At 70.0% G+C, this 16,338-nt stretch carries 16 protein-coding genes, 6 tRNA genes and 1 pseudogene; 8 read left to right on the forward strand and 15 right to left on the reverse strand.

The annotated features are described in order from the left end of the window. Window positions 1–4: 4 nt before the first annotated feature. The 7 genes from V8690_RS07170 to V8690_RS07200 form a co-directional block, all read right to left on the reverse strand. Window positions 5–2,740, reverse strand: a complete 2,736-nt coding sequence (locus V8690_RS07170) for a Tat pathway signal sequence domain protein (RefSeq protein ID WP_338776597.1) — start codon at window positions 2,738–2,740, stop codon at window positions 5–7. Window positions 2,741–2,853: 113 nt separating this feature from the next. Continuing rightward, window positions 2,854–3,444 carry a hypothetical protein gene (locus V8690_RS07175; RefSeq protein WP_338776599.1) on the reverse strand — a complete coding sequence of 197 codons (591 nt, stop codon included), beginning with the start codon at window positions 3,442–3,444 and terminating at the stop codon, window positions 2,854–2,856. 12 nt (window positions 3,445–3,456) lie between these two features. Next, window positions 3,457–4,338: a carbohydrate ABC transporter permease gene (locus V8690_RS07180; RefSeq protein WP_338776600.1), complete on the reverse strand. Its 882-nt coding sequence runs from the start codon at window positions 4,336–4,338 to the stop codon at window positions 3,457–3,459. Then, window positions 4,335–5,336, reverse strand: coding sequence for a sugar ABC transporter permease (locus V8690_RS07185; RefSeq protein WP_338776602.1), 1,002 nt, complete (start codon window positions 5,334–5,336; stop codon window positions 4,335–4,337). The genes V8690_RS07180 and V8690_RS07185 overlap by 4 nt, the downstream gene beginning before the upstream one ends. Further along, window positions 5,336–6,625, reverse strand: a complete 1,290-nt coding sequence (locus tag V8690_RS07190; protein WP_338776604.1) for an extracellular solute-binding protein — start codon at window positions 6,623–6,625, stop codon at window positions 5,336–5,338. Before V8690_RS07190 ends, V8690_RS07185 begins: the two co-directional genes overlap by 1 nt. Window positions 6,626–7,059: 434 nt before the next feature. Then, window positions 7,060–7,131, reverse strand: a tRNA-Val gene (locus V8690_RS07195). 78 nt (window positions 7,132–7,209) lie between these two features. Beyond that, the gene (locus V8690_RS07200; RefSeq protein WP_338776606.1) at window positions 7,210–7,668 is read right to left on the reverse strand and encodes a TIGR02611 family protein; all 459 of its coding nucleotides are present in this window, start codon (window positions 7,666–7,668) and stop codon (window positions 7,210–7,212) included. A 191-nt stretch (window positions 7,669–7,859) separates the two neighbouring features. On the opposite strand from V8690_RS07200, the gene V8690_RS07205 reads away from it, so the two are divergent. Both V8690_RS07205 and V8690_RS07210 read left to right on the forward strand, forming a co-directional pair. After that, on the forward strand, window positions 7,860–8,273 hold the full coding sequence (locus V8690_RS07205) for an SsgA family sporulation/cell division regulator (protein WP_004002642.1): 414 nt from the start codon (window positions 7,860–7,862) through the stop codon (window positions 8,271–8,273). Between the two features lie 335 nt (window positions 8,274–8,608). Beyond that, on the forward strand, window positions 8,609–9,169 hold the full coding sequence (locus V8690_RS07210; protein WP_338776607.1) for a CGNR zinc finger domain-containing protein: 561 nt from the start codon (window positions 8,609–8,611) through the stop codon (window positions 9,167–9,169). A gap of 83 nt (window positions 9,170–9,252) precedes the next feature. Here the strand turns inward: V8690_RS07210 and V8690_RS07215 are convergent, their stop codons facing one another. Next, entirely contained in the window at window positions 9,253–9,429 is a 177-nt protein-coding gene (locus V8690_RS07215; protein ID WP_338776608.1) for a hypothetical protein, read from the reverse strand. Window positions 9,430–9,581: 152 nt separating this feature from the next. Further along, window positions 9,582–10,019, reverse strand: coding sequence for a hypothetical protein (locus tag V8690_RS07220; RefSeq protein WP_338776609.1), 438 nt, complete (start codon window positions 10,017–10,019; stop codon window positions 9,582–9,584). 163 nt (window positions 10,020–10,182) lie between these two features. Between V8690_RS07220 and V8690_RS07225 the strand changes: the two genes are divergently transcribed. Then, entirely contained in the window at window positions 10,183–10,719 is a 537-nt protein-coding gene (locus V8690_RS07225) for a DsbA family protein (RefSeq protein ID WP_338776611.1), read from the forward strand. A 44-nt stretch (window positions 10,720–10,763) separates the two neighbouring features. On the opposite strand, the gene V8690_RS07230 is transcribed toward V8690_RS07225, so the two are convergent. From V8690_RS07230 to V8690_RS07240, 3 genes and pseudogenes are all read right to left on the reverse strand, one after another. Further along, on the reverse strand, window positions 10,764–11,588 hold the full coding sequence (locus V8690_RS07230; RefSeq protein WP_338776614.1) for a GNAT family N-acetyltransferase: 825 nt from the start codon (window positions 11,586–11,588) through the stop codon (window positions 10,764–10,766). A gap of 53 nt (window positions 11,589–11,641) precedes the next feature. Next, window positions 11,642–12,463: an aminodeoxychorismate lyase gene (locus tag V8690_RS07235; RefSeq protein WP_338776616.1), complete on the reverse strand. Its 822-nt coding sequence runs from the start codon at window positions 12,461–12,463 to the stop codon at window positions 11,642–11,644. Further along, a pseudogene (locus V8690_RS07240) lies at window positions 12,460–13,502 on the reverse strand (chorismate-binding protein). The gene V8690_RS07235 and the pseudogene V8690_RS07240 overlap by 4 nt, the downstream one beginning before the upstream one ends. 178 nt (window positions 13,503–13,680) lie before the next feature. Between V8690_RS07240 and V8690_RS07245 the strand changes: the two are divergent. From V8690_RS07245 to V8690_RS07265, 5 genes are all read left to right on the forward strand, one after another. Further along, window positions 13,681–13,753, forward strand: a tRNA-Gly gene (locus tag V8690_RS07245). Window positions 13,754–13,789: 36 nt separating this feature from the next. Further along, window positions 13,790–13,863 (forward strand) — tRNA-Cys (locus V8690_RS07250). A 1-nt stretch (window position 13,864) separates the two neighbouring features. Beyond that, window positions 13,865–13,936 (forward strand) — tRNA-Val (locus V8690_RS07255). Between the two features lie 26 nt (window positions 13,937–13,962). Continuing rightward, window positions 13,963–14,034, forward strand: a tRNA-Val gene (locus V8690_RS07260). A 43-nt stretch (window positions 14,035–14,077) separates the two neighbouring features. Then, a tRNA-Val gene (locus V8690_RS07265) sits at window positions 14,078–14,149 on the forward strand. A gap of 91 nt (window positions 14,150–14,240) precedes the next feature. Here V8690_RS07265 and V8690_RS07270 read toward each other — a convergent pair. From V8690_RS07270 to V8690_RS07280, 3 genes are all read right to left on the reverse strand, one after another. Continuing rightward, window positions 14,241–14,531 (reverse strand): zf-TFIIB domain-containing protein, encoded by a 291-nt coding sequence (locus tag V8690_RS07270; RefSeq protein WP_338776618.1) that lies wholly within the window; start codon window positions 14,529–14,531, stop codon window positions 14,241–14,243. 79 nt (window positions 14,532–14,610) lie between these two features. Continuing rightward, complete coding sequence (locus tag V8690_RS07275) at window positions 14,611–15,552, reverse strand: aminoglycoside phosphotransferase family protein (RefSeq protein WP_338776620.1); 942 nt, start codon at window positions 15,550–15,552, stop codon at window positions 14,611–14,613. A gap of 464 nt (window positions 15,553–16,016) precedes the next feature. Beyond that, window positions 16,017–16,223, reverse strand: a complete 207-nt coding sequence (locus V8690_RS07280; RefSeq protein ID WP_338776622.1) for a hypothetical protein — start codon at window positions 16,221–16,223, stop codon at window positions 16,017–16,019. Window positions 16,224–16,338: the final 115 nt, after the last annotated feature.

Raw genomic sequence — 16,338 nt, forward strand, 5'->3', positions numbered from 1 at the left:
CCCGCTACGGCATCTTGTCCCCGAGCAGCGCCAGGTTCTCGATCGCGGCGAGGCCGTACAGCGAGGTGTCGTTCGTGGACACCCAGGGCGCCTCACTGCCCGGCACCAGCGTGAGCGGGCCGCCGAGCTTCTCGGTCTTCCAGGGCGCCGACTCCTTGTAGCCGTCGGAGTTGTAGAACTTGTCCCACGCGCGCTTGGCGAGCTTCTCGTCGCCGGTCTGGACGGCGGCGTAGGCGTCGAGGCGCGAGTGGCCCTGGAAGAGGATCAGCGAACCGAAGTTGCTGCCGTAGCGGGCCGCCTGTTCGGCCTTGGTTGCGTTGAAGTAACGGCAGTAGTCGAGGTACGCCTCCTTGAACTTCGGCACGTCGACGAGGTCGATGAGCTCGGCGCACAGCTCGTTGAGGCCGAAGACGGCCGACAGGTGCGAGACCTCGACCTTGGGCTTGTCGGCGACGGCGAACTTGCCGGTGTCCAGGTCGTACAGGCCGCTGCCCTGGACGAAGCCGTTGGGCTGGGCGGCGATGGTCTCCATGGTGGACAGCACACGCGCGCGGGCCTTCTCCCACTTGGGGCCCTTGCGCTCCCACTCCGTCAGCCACGCCGAGACCAGGCCGCTCCAGTCGGTGCCGAAGCCGATCGACAGGGCGTGCCGGTCCGGCGTGTACGGCTCGGTGCGGATCTTGCGCAGCGGGTCGAGGGCGAGGAACGTCTCGTCGGAGTCGACGTTGGCGTGCATGAGGTCGCCGACGCGTTCGTCCGCCGTGAGGAAGTAGTAGTAGCGCCGGTACGTGGTGTTGGCGATGCGCTGCTGCTTGGCGCTGTCGGCGAAGTGCTGCACGCCGTGCCGGGTGCCGAGGCCCGCCCACTTGCCCAGGTGGTAGACGTCTACCTCCCCGGTGTGCCGCGTCATGGCCTCGGCGAAGCGGAAGATGTCGGCGCGGCCGCTTCTCAGGTACGCGTACCAGAGCCACAGGTCCGGCGACAGCTCGGAGTTGTCCCAGGCGTAGCCGCCGACGTCGTAGCGCCACTGGTGCCGGACGGTGTCGTAGGTGTGCATGATGTCGCCGTAGTCCCAGAAGCCGTACCAACGGCGCATCTCCACCTGGTCCTTGTAGTAGGTGAAGAGGAAGTCGAGGTGGTCCTCGATCTTGGCCTTGGCGGGGGTGGAACGGTCGGGTTCGGCGTACAGGCCTTTGCCGAAGACGCCCGCCTTGATCATCTGCTTGGGCGGGGCGGCGAGCTGCGGGAGCACCCGGACGGCCTCGACCTGCTCGGCGAGCCGCTCGGCGCTCGGGGTGGACTCGTTGGCCCAGAAGAGCAGTTCGGAGGTGCGTGCGATGCCGTAGGGGGTGCCGAACCCGGGCTCGTAGTCCTCGTAGGTGATGTTGAGGCCCTCGATCTGCTCGGGGAAGGTGTCCTGGCCCATGCCGTCGTGATAGAAGCGCATGTCCATGGGCTGCGCCTCGGGGGACCAGAGCCAGAGGGTGACCTCGGCCTCCTCCGTGTGGGCGTCCCGGATGTCGAGCTGGGCGGGGAACTTCTCCCAGAAGTCGCGCAGGCCGAAGGAGAATCCGCCGCTCACCCCGCCGACGTACCCGAAGCCGGAGGCGCGCCGACCGCCGCCCGCCGCGATCCAGCCGTAGCCCTTCTTGGTGCGCTTGCGCAGGGTGAAGCCGTCGGCGGACAGCTGGGAGAGGGTGTAGTCGCCCCACTCGGGGATGTACTGGAGCCGGGTGGTGACCCGCTGGTCCCAGGTGGCCGGGTCGGGCAGCTTCTTCCCTTCGTACTGCGCCGCCTGAACGGCCGCGCCCGGGTCCCGCCGCAGGCCGGTGATGCCCTTGACGGCCTCACGCAGCAGGCCGGTGCCCTCGCCGCCGATACGGATGTGCCGGTCGTACGCGGCGTCCCGCATCGGCACCTGGAAGCGCACGCCGAGCCCGCGGATGAAGTCGCCGCTCGCCTTCCCGGGCTCCTGCTTGCCGTCGTAGGTGATGGTGTGGACCATGCGGAACGACTCGGCGCCCGCGTAGAAGTAGAGCCTGATGGAGAAGGGCAGCCAGCTGCGGCCGCCCTTGCGGTGCTTGCCGTCGACGCGGACGACCGCGCGGACCGGGCCCTCCTGCTCGACGGTGACCTTGTCGACGGCGCCGTCGAAGCGCTCGGTCTTGACCGCGCCCTGGTCCTCGTCCTCGATCTCGGGCTGGCGGATCAGCACGAGACGGCCGTTCCTGGCGATCTCCGTGGAGCCACGACTGACCGATTTGACGATCGTGGAGCCGGACTTGCCGATCTTCGCGGTGATGACGCCGGTGGAGATGTCGATGGTGCCGCCGCTCTTGTCGACGGTGACCTTCTTCTGTGGTGCGGCGGGCGTCCCGGCGGTGAGGGTGAGCTTGCCGTCGCCCGAACCGACCGCGTGGGCGGTCCACTTGAGGGAGCCGTCGGGCCAGTAGGCGATCGGCCACGACTGCACGGGTACGGCTTTGCCGTTCGCGTCCGTCAGCGCGAAGCTCTGGTCCTTCCGGTAGGCGCCCTTCGGCCAGGGGACGCCGACGGTGGAGCCGGGAGCCGCGCCGAGGCCGCCGTCCTCCAGCCAGTCGAGGGTCACCGGGTCGGCGTCGGCGGGCTCGGCTCTGGGCGCTGCCTGCGCGTCCTGCGTGCCCAGTGCCCAGCTGAACTGGGCGGCGGCTCCGGCGACGGCGGCCGCCTTGAGGAGGTTCCTGCGGGGGATGGGAGACATAGAGATACTGCCTTTCCTTGTCCGTGCGGGAAGCAATTCCGTGCGCTGGTCAGGGGCATGACAGAGAGGAGTGCGGCGCCCGGGGGCGCCGACCCGGCAGGGGGGACCGCCGGTCAGCGGTGCCGGTACCGCTCCTCCACGGCGACGGCCGCCGCCGCGACGGCCCCGAGGACGGGGACCGCCAGCGGCGCGGCGAACCAGGCGGACAGGGCCACCACGGCCAGCCCGGCGATGATCAGGAAGGACCCGGCGGGATCCAGGACCGTCCGGCGCCAGGCGGCCGCGAGCAGGTTCCGCCAGCGGGCGCCCGGCTCCCAGACCGCCGCCGCGCGCAACCCCGCCACGACCAGGCCGATCAGCGCGAGCACTCCGACGGCCCCGACCAGCGGCCCGCCGGGAATCCCCGCCCGGACCGCCTGGACGTCCACCCAGACCGCGGCCACCGCCGCCCACCCGGCGAGCCCGGCGAGCCACCCGCCGCGTACGGCCGTACGGAAGTCGGCGACGAACTCCCGCCAGCCACCGCCCTCGTGCGCGGTACGGCGCCGCAGGTGCCGCGCACCCGCGGCGAAGGCCGCCGGATACGTGACGACCCCCAGCGAGGCCACCGCGATCCACACGCCGGTCAGCAGACACTCGGCGAACACCCCGAACCGCTCGGCGAAAGCCGACTCCCCCCGTGCCTTCACTCGCGTCTGGGCCATGGCCGGCTCACCTCAGCCCTTCAGACCGGACGTCGCCATGCCGTCGATCAGGTACCGCTGGAAGGCGAGGAAGAAGGCGAGAACCGGCAGCAGGGCGACCAGCGACATGGCGATCATGCCGCCGTAGTTGGCCAGCCCTTCCTGGTCGACGAACATCTTCAGGCCGAGAGAGACCGTGTACTTGTCGGGCTCGTTGAGGTAGATCAGCGGGCCCATGAAGTCGTTCCACGCGTTGATGAAGGTGAAGATCGCGCTGGTGATCAGGGCCGGGCGGCACAGCGGAAGCATGATCGACCAGTAGATGCGGAAGTGCCCGCAGCCGTCGAGGCGGGCCGCCTCGTCGAGTTCCTTGGGCATGTTGCGCATGAACTGGACCATCAGGAAGACGAAGAACGCCTCCGTCGCCAGGTACTTCCCCAGCAGCAGCGGGGTGTACGTGTTGATCATCTCCATGTTGCGGAACAGCACGTACTGCGGGATCAGCAGCACGTGGTACGGCAACAGGAGGGTGCCGATCATCAGCGTGAACAGCAGGTTGCGGCCCGCGAACCTGATCCTCGCGAACGCGTACGCCGTCAGCGAGCAGGACACCACGATCCCGATGACCGAACCGACCGCGAGGAACAGCGAGTTGAGGAAGAAGGTGGAGATCGAGATGTCGGCGATGCCGTCGGCGAGGCTCTTGTAGTTGTCGAGGATCGGGTCGGCCGGCAGGAGGTCCAGGCTGCCGACGATGTCCTCGCTCTTCTTGAGGGAGCCGCCGATGACCCAGATCACCGGGTAGAGGAGCACCGCGAGGATCAGCAGGGACCCGATGTGCCAGGCGAGGGATCCGGGCAGTTTGTGCCGGAGGCCGCCCGCTCGGGGGGTGGCGTCGGTGGCCTGCGCGCTCATCGGGCGCCCTCCTCGTAGTGCACCCAGCGCTTCTGGGACCAGAACAGCACCGCCGTCACCAGGGCGACCGCGACGAGCAGCATCCAGGCCATGGCGGAGGCCAGTCCCATCCGGCTGTTCTCGAAGCCCTGGACGTAGAGGTAGCAGGTGTAGACCATCGAGCCGTCGGCCGGACCGCAGGCGTTGCCTCCGGCGCCGCCGCCGACGATGTACGCCGAGCTGAAGATCTGGAATGAGTGGATCGTCTCCAGCAGGACGTTGAAGAAGAGCACCGGGGAGATCATCGGCAGCGTGATGTTCCAGAACCGCCGCAGCTTGCCCGCGCCGTCGACCTCGGCCGCCTCGTACAGCTCGCGCGGGACCTGCTTGAGGCCGGCCAGGAAGATGACCATGGGCGCGCCGAACTGCCAGACGGTGAGCGCCACCAGGCTGTAGATGATCATGTCCGGGTCGCCGGTCCAGCCACCGACGTCGATCCCGAAGATCTTCTGCGTACGGTCCACGATCGCGTCGTCCGAGAAGATCGCCTTCCAGACGATCGCGATGGAGACGCTGGCGCCGATCAGCGACGGCGCGTAGAAGGCGGCCCGGTAGAAGGCCTGTCCGCGCCGCTTCTGCGCGAGGAGCAGGGCCACACCGAGGGCCGCGAGCAGCTTGAGCGGCGTTCCGACGACGACGTACCAGAGCGTCACCTGCACCGAGTGGCGCCAGCGGGGATCGCCGAACATCTCGGAGAAGTTGTCGAGGCCGATCCACTTGGGGGCGTCGAACAGGTTGTAGTCGGTGAACGCGAAGTAGAGCGAGGCGACCATCGGGCCCGCGGTGAGCAGCAGGAACCCGGCGATCCAGGGGGACATGAAGAGAAAGCCGGCCAGGTTCTCCCGGCGCCGCCGCCGCTTGAGGGCGGCGGGGCGCGCGGGCTTCACCGGACCGTGCCGCGGCTCGGAGTCCTGGGACAGGCCCTCCATCGCAGGGGCGTGTGTCACGGTGGTTCCCATCAGCTGCCGAGAGCCGTCTTCGACTCGGTGAAGAACTGCTTGACGGCGTCGTCCACCGACCGCTTGCCCAGGCCGAGTTCCTCGGCGATGCGCAGGAAGGCGGACTCACAGATGTCCGCGCCGTTCGGGTGCGGGGTGATGGGCTCCAGGACACCCGCCTCGACGAGGGACTCCTCGTAGGCGGCTATCGCCTTGTTGACCGGATCGGTCGGCTTGTACGCGTCGAACTGGGCCTGCGTCGCGGGCACGCCCCGGTCGTAGCCCATGATCTTTGCGACCTCGGGATCGTGCACCATGAAGTCGATGAACTGGGCGACTTCCTTCGGGTGCTGGGTGCGCTTGGAGGCGCTCAGCATGAGGGAGCCGAGGTACTGGCCGGTCTTCTTGCCGTCCGTGGTCGGGATGGGAGCGAGGGCGTACTCGCTCTTGCCCTCGGCGGTGTAGCGGACGGTGAAGTTGTCCCAGGTGAACTCGCCGCCGGAGAGCTCCCCGGCGAGCGCCGACTTGGGCTTGATCTGGACGACCTTCTTGGGGTCGGAGAAGAGACCTTCCTCGACACCCTTCTTGGCCTTGGTCCACCAGTCCGTCAGATCGGCCTCGGTGAAGCCGAGTCCGTCCTCGGTGAAGAAGGCCTTGCCGTTCTGGCGCAGGTAGAGGTCGTAGAGATACATGGTGCCGTACATGCCGCTGTCGCCGGCGCGGCCCGTCTTGTCGCGGATCTTCTTCATCGCCGCGTCGTAGTCGTCCCAGGTCCAGCCCTGCTCGGGCTTCACGCCGGCCCGGGTGTAGACGGGCTTGTCGATGACCAGAGCCATCGAGTTGGAACCGACCGGAACTCCGAGGAGCTTGCCGTCGATCTCGCCGAACTTCTCGAGTCCGGCGCGGAATCCGTCCAGCCGAAGGTTGCCGGCCTTGACCTGCTCGCTGAGATCGAGCAGCACGTTCTTCGCGTCGTATTTGCGCAGGAATCCAATGGCATTCTGGAAGACATCCGGAGGATTGCCCCCGGAGGCCTGGGTGTTGAACTTCTTCCAGAAGTCGAGGTACTGCTGGAAGTCCGTTTTCACCTTGATCTTCGGGTACTTCTTCTCGAAGAGCGCGATGGTCTTGTTGATGCGCTGGGCGCGGTCCTCCGCTCCCCACCACGCGTAACGGATCGTCACCGTCCCGTCCGCGGAGGCCCCTCCGTCGCCACCGCAGGCGGTGGTCGCGGCCAGCCCCAGCGTGGCCGCCGTGGCCCCGGCCGCCTTCAGAATCGTACGTCTCTCAACATTCCTGCCGTTCACCACGGTTGGACCTCCCCGCACGTCGTCCCGCTCGCATGAATCGTTTCAAGTAAGCGCTTGCTGGCACAAGTTACGGAGGGGTTGAGGGTGCGTCAATGATTCGGACAAGATTTTCTTACCGAACGGGCCTGAGGCGAGGCGGGACGTGGAGGTGGTGCGCCGGGCCCTCCGGGGTGACGTCACTGGTGGGGCCGGTGCGGTCGGCGGGCCGAACGGCGTGGGGCCGCTCACACGGGTTTCGGGAGCGACCGAAAGACGACGCCGGGGTGGGCGGCCGGGGGGCCGGGGGGACGGTGGCCGGTTTCCGTCAGCGGCACTGACGGAAACCGGCACGCGGGGCGTTCGACGGCCGGGGCGGGAGACGCGGCGGGGTGGCCGAACGAGCGCAGAACGACGGCGGCCCACCTGCGCAGTCGCAGGTGGGCCGCCGATCCGGGTGGGCGATACTGGGTTCGAACCAGTGACCTCTTCGGTGTGAACGAAGCGCTCTCCCACTGAGCTAATCGCCCGGACGCAGGAAGAACATTACCCCATGTCAGGGGGTGCCTGTGACCAGCGCCGGCCGGCACCGGCACCCCCGCCGAGGGTCACTGGTTCTTGATCTTCCACGGCATGGCCATGCCGAACTTCCACACGTAGATACCGACCAGTACGGCCACGATCACCAGCCCGATGGTCGTCAGGATGATGTTCCGGCGCCGCACCTTGGGATCGAGGGCGCGCTGCGCGGCCTCCGTGACCTTCCGCTTGGTCCAGCGGAGCACGAGCTGGGCCCACACGAACTCGGTCGCCCAGATCGCCATGCCGCCGAAGATCACGACCCAGCCCGGTCCCGGCAGGGGCAGCATGATGATGCCCGTCACGACGACCGCGAGCCCGATGATGAAGACGCCGACCTGCCAGCTCACGTGCAGCAGGCGGCGCGCCTTGATGAATTCCGGTGCCCGCGAGCCGAGCCCTCGCTCCTGCTCGCTGTGCACTTCGCCCGTCCTCGTCTCGTCCGGCGCCACGGCCACCTCGCCCGGCTCGTCACTCCCCGTATTCATACGGCCAAACACTACCCGAGCGAAACCAGTCACCGGAATGGACGCACGACGCGAACGATCTCTCGGCCGGAAGAGTTACGTAAAGGCACGCAAAACACTCAGAGGGGTTTACAACGGCACCGTAGGTGGCATGTCGATTTCGCCGACGTGCGAATCCCCGAGCGCACACTGAGCGAAAGGCCCTGGCGCTTATGAACACCACGGTCAGCTGCGAGCTGCACCTGCGCCTCGTTGTGTCGAGCGAGTCCTCCCTGCCTGTCCCCGCAGGCCTGCGGTACGACACGGCCGACCCCTACGCCGTGCACGCCACCTTCCACACCGGAGCCGAGGAGACCGTCGAGTGGGTGTTCGCCCGCGACCTCCTCGCCGAGGGACTTCACCGCCCTACGGGCACCGGCGACGTCCGCGTCTGGCCGTCGCGCAGCCACGGCCAGGGCGTCGTGTGCATCGCCCTGAGCTCACCGGAGGGCGAGGCCCTGCTCGAGGCCCCGGCACGGGCCCTGGAGTCCTTCCTGAAGCGGACCGACGCCGCCGTGCCGCCCGGCACGGAGCACCGGCACTTCGACCTCGACCAGGAGCTCTCGCACATCCTGGCGGAAAGCTAGGGCGAGGCCCTCACAAAGCAGCCCGGCGCCGTCGACTCGGGGAGACGGCTCGGGCCCGGACAACCGCATACGGAATACACCGGCGCCGGCACCGCGGATCACGCGGGGCGGCGCCGGCTCGCGTGTGCCGTCGTTCGGCTCGCGTGTGACGCCGGGCGGAAGCCCGCAGCGGGGGGCCTTCCGCGGCCCTGAGGGAGAGCGGGAACCATGGCTTGCCCGACGGCGTTGTATTCGAAGCCATGTGCGGGCATGAGGGCGGTCCGGCGGTGGTGGAGCCATTACCATCGGCCAGCATCGGCGGGCGCCCGCCCGACCCCCAGGCCAGGGAGCGAATCGTGCTGATCACCCACGACACCCGGTGCGCCCTCGACACCGTGGTCGATCTGGTGAACACCGCACCGGAGGACGACTCGGCGACGGACGGGCTGCCGGACGTGGCGACACTCGCGGACTTCGTACGAAACCACGAGATCAGCGATGTCGGAGTGCTCTCGGAGTTCGACCTGTCCGCGGTGCGGAAGATCCGCGGGCGGTTCGCCGCCGTCTTCGCCGCCCCCGACGCCCGGACCGCCGCCGGGCTGATCAACGAGCTGGTCGCGGCCGCCGGCACCACCCCCCGGCTCACGGACCACGACGGCTACGACTGGCATGTGCACTACTTCGCACCCGGCGCCTCCGTCGCCGACCACCTGGCCGCCGACTGCGGGATGGCACTGGCCTTCTTCGTGGTCGCCGGGGAGCAGGAGCGGCTGCGGCGGTGCGAGGCGCCCGACTGCCGGAGGGCCTTCGTGGATCTGTCCCGCAACCGCTCGCGGCGGTACTGCGACAGCCGTACCTGCGGGAACCGCCTGCATGTGGCCGCGTATCGGGCGCGCCGCAAGGAGGCGGCGGGCTGACCGCCACCGCAGGGGCGGGTGGCGGGCGGATCGTCGATGCCGACGCGGTCCCGGCGGGTGGCGCCGGGTACCGCGGGTACGGCTCACAGCAACAGCAGATCGTGCAACGAGGCCATGAGCAGCAGGCTCCCGATCACCGCAAGGAAGATCATCAGCGGTGGCTGGGAGAGGGCGAAGAGGCAACCACGTGGCTCGTCCTGCCGGGGACGTGGCTCGTCCTGCGGCGGCGTGGGGTCGCTCTGATTCGTCGTGTCCAGCATCTCGCGGCGATGATGACGCAGTCGCCGCGCTGGACGCGATCAGCGGCCTCGTTCCGTGCGGGTGTGCGCCGATTCCGCGAGGTCCGGTTCAGGTTGTGATCACTTCCGCGCATCCTCGGACCCACTGTGACGATTCGGCCGGTGCGCGGCCGTCATATGCCGTGCTTCTTGAGGATGGCCTCGATGTCGCTGAAGTCGTCGTCGCCCCGGGCCGCCGTCGCGGGCCGGGCGGCCGGGCGGGATCCCTGGCCCAGGGAGGGCGTCGAGGACGCAGGAGCGACCGCATCCGGCTGGGCAGCCGCGCGGGCCGCCCTGCGCTCCTTGCGGGTGCCGCCGCGGCGGCGCTCCACGACACGCGTGGTCATGAACAGCAGCCACGCGACACCGAGCACCCCGAAGCCCGCCCAGGCGGTCAGGCTGAACGCGGTGTCGGCCAGCCACTCGACCACACCCGTCATCACCAGCCCGATCGGCACGAGCGAGTACGCCGCGATACGGGCCGCCGCGAGGAAGCGCTTGCGGTACGCCGTGATGGCCGCGATACCCAGGCCTGCCGCGGACACGGCGGAGCAGACGGTCTCGGCAATCATCCGGTCCTCCAGGCGTGGCACGGTCGGGCAGGGGCACTTCGTCCCTTCCATCCTGCACCCGCCGTGCCCCGGGCGGCCATGCCCCGGCCCGACATCAGGGACATCTCCGGGTCGCCTCCTCCGCAGGTGCCGGTGCGAGTGCAGGGCCTGGGAGAATGTCGGTATGAGCGACTCCTCCCCCGCCCCTGCCGCCGCCCCCGTCGTCGAGGTCTGGTGCGACCTCCAGTGCCCGGACTGCCGCACCGCGCTGGACGACCTCCGTGCCCTGCGCGCCCGCTACGGCCACCGTCTGGAGCTGCGGCTGCGGCACTTCCCCCTGGAGAAGAACAAGCACGCCTTCGCAGCCGCCCAGGCCGCGGAGGAGGCGTGGGAGCAGGGCCGGGGATGGGAGTACGCCGAGGCGCTCCTGGGGCGGGTCGAGGAGCTGGGCCGTAAGGGAGAACCCTTCCTGGTCGAGCTGGCCCGCGAACTGGACCTGGACGCCGAGGAGTTCGACACCGCCCTGATCGACGGCCGGCACATCCTGATCGTGGACGCCGACCAGGCCGAGGGCAAGGCGATCGGCGTGACCGGCACCCCGACGTACGTCATCGGCGGCGAGCGGCTCGACGGAGGCAAGAGCCAGGAGGGGCTGCGCGAGCGGATCGAGCAGATCGCGGACCGGCTGCTGGCCGGGCAGGAGCAGGAGGAGCAGGGCTGACCCCGAAGGCCCGCACCCTGGCCAGATCCCTGCCGGGCCGGCCGCTACAACAGCGGCTTGTACATCGCGTACAGCTTCGTCTCGTAGCCGAGGGACGCGTAGAGCCGCTCGGCCGGGGTGTTGCCGGCGAAGACGTTGAGGCCGATGGTGCGCCTGCCCTCGACGATCGTCTGTGCCTCGGCCAGCAGCATGAGGGTGCGACCGTGTCCCTTGCCGCGGTGCGCGGCGTAGGTCTCGACGTCGAAGACGAAGGCGCTGTCCTCGCGCACCGCGAGCCACAGCGCGCCCACCGCCGTCCCCTCGTGTTCCACGACGCTGACGAGCATGCCGGGGGTCGCGAGGCCGTCGGGCAGCAGGGTGGCGTTGTCCCGCTCCGACTTGGCGCGGGCCTCGGCCTCCGGAACGCCCCGCTCGATCCAGCTCCGCGCGTAGTCCTCCTTGCTCTTCTCCAGCCAGGGGCCGAACTCCGCCTCCGTCATGGGCCGGGCACGGCTGCCCTGCGGCAGCTCCGGCGGGGTGTCGCCGAGCTGCTTCTCCATGCCGCGGTTGCGCACCACGTAGCCGAGCGCGGTGGCGAGCCGGAACGCCGCGGCGGCGTCGGCGGGCACGGTCGCCTCGATACGGCGGCACCCCCAGCCGCGCGCCACCTCCTCGGCGGCGAGCGCGGCGACCGTCCCCCGGCCGCGCCTGCGGTCCGGCTCCTCGATGCGCAGCTTCATGATCCGGGCCACGGCGTCGCCGAACACGGGATGCGTGCCGAGGTGTATCGCCCCGACGGGACGGCTGTTCACGCACACCTGGTAGCGGCGTGAGCGCGTCCCGTCGGCGTTCTGCTGAAGCGGCTCGGTCGGCCGCAGGGTCGTGGTCATCAGGGGAGTTCTACCCGCAACCACGCCCCTGGTCAGCCGAATACTCGGGGCGGTCAGGGATCGAGGTCGTCCCCGGACCGCTCCTCGAAGATCTGCACGGCCTTGGCGGTCACCGGGCCCGGCGCGCCGGGCAGCTCACGGTCGTCGACCATGTGCACGGCCTGGACGTCCCGCAGCGTGGACGTCAGGAAGATTTCGTCGGCCCGCTCCAGGACGTCCAGCGGCAGGTCGGTCTCCTCGGCGCCGGTCCATTCGATCGCCAGCGCGCGCGTGATGCCCGCGAGGCAGCCCGAGGCGAGCGGCGGAGTGTGGATCTCGCCGTCGAGGACGACGAAGACGTTGGACCCGGTGCCCTCGCACAGCTGTCCCACCGTGTTGCCGAACAGGGCCTCGGACGCGCCCAGTTCGCGGGCGCGGCCGAGGGCGACGACGTTCTCGGCGTACGAGGTGGTCTTCAGGCCGGTGAGCGCGCCGCGCTCGTTGCGCGTCCAGGGGACCGTGATCACTGCGGTGGAGTCGGGGCGGCGGGTGGTCTCGCCGAGGGCGACGACGAGGGTCGGGCCGTACTCGCCGCGGTCGGAGCCGAGCGGGCCGTGGCCGCCGGTGTAGGTGATGCGCAGGCGGCCGAGCGGCATGGGGTTGGCCTCGAGAACGGCGGCACAGGCGCGGCGCACCTCGTCGTGGTCCGGGGCGGGCAGCCCGAGGCCGCGCGCCGACCGGGTCAGCCGGTCGAGGTGCCGGGTGAGCGCGAACGGCCGGCCGTCCACGGCCTTCACCGTCTCGAAGATGCCGTCGCCCACGGTCAGCCCGTGGTCGAAGACGGAGACGCGGGCGGACTCGATGTCCTGCAGGCCACCGTCGAGCCAGATCTTCACGTCAGCTCCGCTCCACTCACCTCATGCACGTCCGACGCTATCGCGAGCAGCCGGGCCGCCTTCAGCTCGGTCTCCCGCCACTCCCCCTCGGGATCCGAGCCCCAGGTGATGCCGGCGCCGGTGCCGAAGCGCAGCACGCCGTCGGCCCGGTCGATCCAGAAGGTACGGATGCCGACGGCCAGCTCACCGGCCTGCCGGTCGGCGTCGACCCAACCGATCCCTCCGCAGTACGGCCCTCTGGGCGCCGTCTCCAGCGCGTCGATGATCCGCAGGGCGCTCGACTTGGGCGCGCCGGTGACGGAGCCGGGCGGGAAGGCGGCCGTGAGCAGCTCGGCCCAGCCGGCCCCGTCCCGCAGCTCACCACGGACCGTCGACACGAGATGGACCAGCCCCGGATGCTTCTCGACGGCACACAGGTCGGGCACTGCCACACTGCCGGTGGCGCAGACCCGACCGATGTCGTTGCGGACCAGGTCCACGATCATCACGTTCTCGGCGTAGTCCTTCTCCAGCAGGTCCGCCTCGGTGCGGCCGGTGCCCTTGATCGGCCCCGACTCGACGACTCGTCCGGCGCGCCGCAGGAACAGCTCGGGGGACGCGGTGGCTATCTCCACGCCGTGACCGGGCAGGCGGATCGTTCCTGCGTACGGTGCCGGGTTGCCGCGGGCCAGCAGCGCGGTGAGGGCGTCCACGTCGGCGCCGGGCGCGACGGGCGCCGAGAGCACCCGGCACAGGTTCGCCTGGTAGACCTCGCCGGCCGCGATGTACTCGCGGATCCGTCGTACCCCCGCCGTGTACGCGGCGCGGTCGAGGGACGACGTCCAGTCACCAGTTGCCGGGCCCCGCCACGCGCCGGGCGGGGGGCGGGCACGGCCGTCTTCCGCACGTCCCGGAAGCGTGCGCAGGTCAGACGGCCCTCGAAGTCGGCGCAGACCGCCCAGAAGCCGCTGGACTCCAGGGCTTCGGGGTCGTCGGTGACGTCGAGGAGCCCGGTGGCGACACGGTCGCCGAAGCGGGCGAGGGGAGGGAGGTCGAGCACGCAGTCGAGTCTATGGCGGGTGTCCCGCGGGTGACCGGGGGATGTCCCTTCGTGAGGCCCTGCGACCGCCCTGAGCAGCGTAGGCGCAGCACGCTGCACAAACGCGTTTTTGTGCTGGCCCCGGAATCCGCTAGAGTTCAACTCGTCGCCGGGCCGCGAGAGCGGACCGAAACGACAAGCGGACGTAGCTCAGTTGGTAGAGCGCAACCTTGCCAAGGTTGAGGTCGCGAGTTCGAGCCTCGTCGTCCGCTCGAAGGAACAGGGGGCTCCCGGCCCCCTACACTCCTGGTGGAGTGGCCGAGAGGCGAGGCAACGGCCTGCAAAGCCGTCTACACGGGTTCAAATCCCGTCTCCACCTCCAAGGACGATTAGCTCAGCGGGAGAGCGCTTCCCTGACACGGAAGAGGTCACTGGTTCAATCCCAGTATCGTCCACTGGATCTGCTCGAAGATCCGAACCCGCGCGATTAGCTCAGCGGGAGAGCGCTTCCCTGACACGGAAGAGGTCACTGGTTCAATCCCAGTATCGCGCACGCAGTGCCCATGATCCGCTGCACCGAGTGGTCATGGTCCCGAGGACGATTAGCTCAGCGGGAGAGCGCTTCCCTGACACGGAAGAGGTCACTGGTTCAATCCCAGTATCGTCCACATCACACCGGAGCCCCCAACCGTACGAATCGGCCGGGGGCTTCGTCGTGTCGCGATCACCGTCTCGCAATCACCGTCGCGAGCCTCGTCGTCAGGACGAGAACAGCATGCGCCCGAAGCTCTTCTGCCGGTGGTGACCGTGGTGGCCATGGTGTCCGTGACCACCGTGCGGGGCGCCCCAGGCCGGGGCCGGAGGGGCGGGGTAGGCCTGCGGGGCCGACGGAGGCGGCGGGGCCGACTGGGACCACTGGGCCTCCAGGCGGGTCAGAGACTCCAGCTCGCCGTAGTCGAGAAAGATCCCGCGGCAGCCGCTGCACTGCTCGATCTGGACACCGTTGCGGTTGTACGTGTGCATCGGCGCACGGCACTTCGGACACTGCATGGTGGTTCAACTCCTCGCCGGTCGGTCCTGCTTCGTGTGTCGCCAGGACAGACTCTGTCCGGCTGCGGTCGGTTGCACCCTACTTCGCGTGCTCCTGCGTCAACTGCGACGGGATGGCAGCCATTCGGTCACAGGCGTCCACGACCGACTGCTCCACCTCGTCCAGGGGGCGACCGGCGGCGGCCGCCTTGGCGACGGCCCGGGCCGCGGTCTGCACGGTGAGGGCGCGGGCGGGGACGTCCAGGGCGGGCCAGGGATCGCCGTCGACCGGGACGGCCGGGCCGCCTTCGGCGCGGTAGGCGGCGAGGAACCGGGCCCATTCGCCGGGTGGGAGCAATCCGCAGGCGTACCAGGCGGCGGGGCGGGCGAGGTCCCAGGCCGGGACGCCGACGCCGAGGTCGTCCACGTCGATCAGCAGCCAGGGACCTTCGGGGGCGGGGTGGCGTAGGAGCTGGCCGAGGTGGAAGTCGCCGTGGCACAAGGTGCCGGTGTGCGGCATCGGGGCCTCGGCCCGGGCCCAGGCGGGGAGGGTGTCCCAGGCGCGCAGGACGGGGGCGGCGTCGGGGTGCGGGCCGGCGTGCTGGAGCCGGGCGATGGCGCGGGCCGCCTTGGCGGGGCCTCGCATGTTGGGCACGCTCGGCGGGGCCGGGGTGCGGTGCAGTCGGGCGAGGAGGGTGGCGGCGGCTTCCCAGGGGGCGGCGTCGGGGGTGTCCGCGTCTACGGGGGTGCCGTACGGCCAGAACGTCACGAGGCGGCCGTGCAGGTCGGCGGCGGTCGGGGCGAGTGGGGGCAGGAGGATGCCGGGGTGGTGGGTGGCGAGGGTGAGTCGGGTGGCCAGTTCCGTTGGGTCGGTGTCTTCGGGATGGGCCTTCGCGACGGTGTCCGCGTGTCGCACGACGATGCCGTCGGGGTGGTCCGCGAGGGTGGCTGCGCCGCAGGGGCAAGCCGAGGAGCGCGCGTGGGCGGTGGCTCGGGCCTTGGCGGTGAGCTGCTGTATGAGCAGGGCGGGGGCGGGCTTCACTGGGCTCCCGGGGTGAGGGTGTCCCGGCGAGGGTACGCACAGTTGAGGCCGGGCTGTGAGGCACGGCTGGTTGAAGGTGCTCGGCGTTGATGCCGGTGCCGGGTGGGTCCGCAGCCCGGCGGTGCGGGGTGCCGCTGCGCCCACCCTCCTCCAAGCTCTCGGCTTCGCTCGAGCAGGGGCCCCCATCGCCCCAAGCGGCACGACTGCCCGCAGCTAGGTGGCCCGCAGGTGGACGCCAACGCCGGCCCCCCGAACCCGCGAATTGCGACCAATAATGGAGGAGCCCTCACAGACAGCAACCACATCCGCGAGGGCGGCGCCGGTTCAGGCGCAAAAAGGTGTAATGCCGGCGCAGCTCCCCAGCTGCGCCGGCATTTGTGCCGTCCGCCGCACCCCCGTCCCCACGGGGTTTCATGGGTGGGATGTCCCCGCCCGGACCGCTCTTCCGGGCCTGGGGTCGCCGCTCAGCGCCCCAGCATCTCTCCCACGGACGACGCCTGTGTGGCCACTGTCTCCCACCCGTCGAAGACGAGGAGGAGCAGGACCGCCAGGGGAAGGGCCATCAGCGTCGCCACCGCGGGGTGGCGACGGCCCTTCCGGCGGCGGAACGCTGCGGCGTACACCTTGCGTCCCTCCTCGCGGATCAGCGTCCGCGGTGCCGTGTGGGCCATGGTCCCTCTCCTGACCGTTCTCAGTTGTCGTTGGCAGCGGCGGGTGTCTGACCTCGGGGGACGAGTGCTGCACCCGCCGCTTGACCTCAAATCTAGGCGGCCGGCCCTCTCCGGG

The sequence above is a fragment of the Streptomyces sp. DG1A-41 genome (assembly GCF_037055355.1).
Taxonomy (GTDB): Bacteria; Actinomycetota; Actinomycetes; order Streptomycetales; family Streptomycetaceae; genus Streptomyces.